This is a genomic window from Roseovarius gahaiensis (assembly GCF_011601345.1).
Lineage (GTDB): Bacteria > Pseudomonadota > Alphaproteobacteria > Rhodobacterales > Rhodobacteraceae > Roseovarius > Roseovarius gahaiensis.
In genome coordinates this window covers 2,501-6,798 of the sequence record NZ_JAAORB010000071.1, presented here as the reverse complement: position 1 = coordinate 6,798, position 4,298 = coordinate 2,501, and the positions used below count along the sequence as shown (strand labels likewise).

At 52.9% G+C, this 4,298-nt stretch carries 1 tRNA gene and 2 rRNA genes; all 3 read right to left on the bottom strand.

Features of this window, described 5'->3' with window-relative positions:
* Position 1 precedes the first annotated feature (1 nt).
* Positions 2-78: transfer RNA gene (locus HAT86_RS16650), tRNA-Met, on the bottom strand.
* Between the two features lie 144 nt (positions 79-222).
* Positions 223-337: ribosomal RNA gene (gene rrf / locus HAT86_RS16645) — 5S ribosomal RNA — on the bottom strand.
* Between the two features lie 87 nt (positions 338-424).
* A 23S ribosomal RNA gene (locus HAT86_RS16640) occupies positions 425-3,994 on the bottom strand.
* Positions 3,995-4,298 lie beyond the last annotated feature (304 nt).

Here is a 4,298-nt window from a genome sequence, read left to right as displayed (position 1 = left end):
TTGGTTGCGGGAGTAGGATTTGAACCTACGACCTTCAGGTTATGAGCCTGACGAGCTACCGGACTGCTCCATCCCGCGACATTATGTTGGCCACCCGTGAGTTTATCGGTATTTTGGCCTGGGTATGTCGCTTCTGTTTTGGAAGCGGCAATTTTGGCCCCGAGGTATGGTTTTGGGTTGGGGCCATCGTTTATGAGAGATACGGGTCGAGGATTTTACTAGGTTTGGCGGTGACCTACTCTCCCACGTCTTAAGACGCAGTACCATCGGCGCTAAGGCACTTAACGGCCGGGTTCGGGATGGGACCGGGTGTTTTGCTCTTGCTATGACCACCAAACCGAGAAAAATCCTTGACTGTCCAAGTCGCGTACTTGTGTTTTGTGTATGCTTTTGGATCCGAAGCCATGTCTGGCTATTACTGGATCAAATCAAGCCTATCGGGCAATTAGTACCGGTCAACTGAACGCATTGCTGCGCTTACATCTCCGGCCTATCGACGTGGTGGTCTACCACGGCCCTCAGGGATACCTTGTTTTGAGGGGGGCTTCCCGCTTAGATGCCTTCAGCGGTTATCCTGTCCGATCATAGCTACCCTGCACTGCCGTTGGCACGACAACAGGTCCACCAGTGGATCGTTCACCCCGGTCCTCTCGTACTAGGGGCAACTCCTCTCAAGTATCCTACACCCACGGCAGATAGGGACCGAACTGTCTCACGACGTTCTAAACCCAGCTCACGTACCTCTTTAAACGGCGAACAGCCGTACCCTTGGGACCTGCTCCAGCCCCAGGATGAGATGAGCCGACATCGAGGTGCCAAACACTGCCGTCGATATGGACTCTTGGGCAGTATCAGCCTGTTATCCCCGGCGTACCTTTTATCCGTTGAGCGATGGCCCTTCCACTCGGGACCACCGGATCACTATGGCCGTCTTTCGACTCTGCTCGACTTGTCAGTCTTGCAGTCAGGCTGGCTTCTGCCATTGCACTCAACGAGCGATTTCCGACCGCTCTGAGCCAACCTTCGCGCGCCTCCGTTACGCTTTAGGAGGCGACCGCCCCAGTCAAACTACCCGCCACGCAGGGTCCCGGATCCGGATAACGGACCGCGGTTAGACATCAAGAGTGCGAAGGGTGGTATCTCAAGGGAGGCTCCACAAGAACTAGCGTTCCTGCTTCAAAGCCTACCACCTATCCTGCACATCACAATCCTGATGCCAGTGCGAAGCTGTAGTAAAGGTGCACGGGGTCTTTCCGTCTAACCGCGGGAAGCCTGCATCTTGACAGGCAATTCAATTTCGCTGAGTCGATGTTGGAGACAGCGGGGAAGTCGTTACGCCATTCGTGCAGGTCGGAACTTACCCGACAAGGAATTTCGCTACCTTAGGACCGTTATAGTTACGGCCGCCGTTTACCTGGGCTTCAATTCAGAGCTCTCACTCCTCCTTTTAACCTTCAGGCACCGGGCAGGCGTCAGACCCTATACGTCGTCTTGCGACTTCGCAGAGCCCTGTGTTTTTAGTAAACAGTCGCCACCCCCTGGTTTGTGCCCCCAGCCAATACTTGCGTAGAAACTGGGCCTCCTTCTCGCGAACTTACGGAGGTATTTTGCCGAGTTCCTTCAACATCGTTCTCTCAAGCGCCTTGGTATTCTCTACCAGTCCACCTGTGTCGGTTTAGGGTACGATCTAGCGATGGAGCTATTTCCAGGAACCTCTAAGCGGCCCGTTCAATCCAATAAGAACGAACAACCTTCGAGATCCGTCACTTCCATCTGGCCCAGGAATATTAACCTGGTTCCCATCGACTACGCCTTTCGGCCTCGCCTTAGGGGTCGGCTTACCCTGCTCAGATTAGCTTTAAGCAGGAACCCTTGGACTTTCGGCGACAGGGTCTCTCACCCTGTTTGTCGCTACTCATGTCATCATTCTCACTAGTGATCTCTCCACCGGATGGCTCACGCCCCAGCTTCATCGAAGATTTCTTTTCCTCCAAGGTGCCCCGAAGGACACTAAAGAGGATAGAAACCATGTCACACTACGCTCTGCTACCATGCCTTACGGCATCCTAAGCTTCGGCTCATGGCTTGAGCCCCGTTACATCTTCGCCGCAGGACAACTTATTTAGACCAGTGAGCTGTTACGCTATCTTTAAAGGATGGCTGCTTCTAAGCCAACCTCCTGGTTGTTTTGGTCGTCCCACCTGCTTTCCCACTTAGCCATGAATTAGGGGCCTTAGCTGTAGGTCAGGGTTGTTTCCCTCTCCACAACGGACGTTAGCATCCGCTGTGTGTCTGCCATCTAGTACTCCTCGGTATTCGGAGTTTGGTTAGGATCAGTAAGCCTGTGGGGCCCCATTACCCATCCAGTGCTCTACCCCCGAGGGTATTCGGATGACGCTCTACCTAAATAGATTTCGCAGAGAACCAGCTATCTCCGAGTTTGATTGGCCTTTCACCCCTAGGCACAACTCATCCCGATCTTTTTCAACAGATGTGGGTTCGGCCCTCCAGTAAGTGTTACCTTACCTTCAGCCTGGTCATGCCTAGATCACTCGGTTTCGGGTCTGATCCATCTAACTCGACGCCCTATTAAGACTCGCTTTCGCTGCGCCTACACCTAACGGCTTAAGCTTGCTAGATAGACCAAGTCGATGACCCATTATACAAAAGGTACGCCGTCACAAGACTGGACACTGATAACAATCATTTTCGTTGGCCTACCGCGCTTCGCGCTACTTGAGGCCAGTTTTGTGGCCTACCGCGCTTCGCGCGACTTGAGGCCGGCTCGATCATTTTGTGGGCAGGGACACTCGAAAGTGCACCGTTTCAAGGCCGGGGTTCGAACTATAAAGCCCCGCGTTCGACCGATGGTCGACCCCAAGGCTCATACGAACGCCTTCCTTGTTCTGATATCCCACGTCGATCCCCGATCGAAACTGGATCGGGCCGCCGAGATCTGCGCCGCTGCCCTCTTCATAAAGGCCAGCCATCGCATGAAGCTGCACAAATACGTTCTCTTGGCGGTTCGTCCATGTGTAGCCATGGCCCAAACCGGCCCACAGCTCACCATCTGACGATGCCGAGATGCCGTACATCAATTGAAAGGGACCATTCGCATGCCGGGTTTCGCGCCGAATATACAGCTCTTCGCCGACCATGTTTTCTTGGAAAACCGTGTCGCCAACCGAGATACCTGTATAAGGCGTGCGCTCGTTCTTGGCCAGACAGCCGTCATTCGGACAGTGATTGGCCCCCATGTCGATTAAACCGACCAGAAGTCCCAAAACTGCAAATGTGCCATCCGTTATAAATGCAAGATCCGACATGCCGCCCTCCGTGATACGCTGATCACGTTGTTGCAGCAGATTGTTATTAGAGTCCAGTCAAGCTCCGACTGATTGTAGGCGTTCGGTTTCAGGTACTGTTTCACTCCCCTCGTCGGGGTGCTTTTCACCTTTCCCTCACGGTACTGGTTCACTATCGGTCAGTAAGGAGTACTTAGCCTTCGAAGGTGGTCCTCCGATCTTCAGACAGGATTTCACGTGTCCCGCCCTACTTAATACGTCCTATCGAGCTTCCCATACGGGGCTGTCACCCGCTATGGCCATGCTTCCCAACATGTTCTGGTCACTCTCAAGGCTCGGCTAGTCCCCGTTCGCTCGCCGCTACTAGGGGAGTATCAATTGATGTCCTTTCCTCCGGGTACTTAGATGTTTCAGTTCTCCGGGTTTGCTCTTAAAACCCTATGTATTCAGGTTTTAAGTACTTGGTTTTGCATCCAGATAACCACACAGCAACCGCCCCAACCTGCATAAAGCAGGCACAGAGTGGTTATCGCTGCGCGATAACTGGAAACAATCAAGTGGGTTGCCCCATTCGGAAATCCATGGATCAAAGCTTATTCTCAGCTCCTCATGGCTTATCGCAGAGTATCACGTCCTTCATCGCCTCTTACTGCCAAGGCATTCACCAAACGCCCTTCTCGCGCTTGATTTGATCCAGAAAAAGACAGACATTCATCTATCACGGCAGTGGAAGCTGGTAACAAACCACCGCCCTTATTCTGAACCAAAAGTCATACTTTTCCCGCCTGGCCCGCTTGGGACCAGACATGAGCGATCTTGCGATCGCTCGGGTTAGTGTACTTGACTTGGACAACACCGTTCATTTCAGCCGGGATACATAAATCAGGTTGAGGAAGCAGCCTAACAAATGCCGTCCCCCGAAGGGGAACCGATCTGAGATGTCTGCACACTCGCAGACACCAAACAGTGTCGTTATTGTATCTCTATAAACGA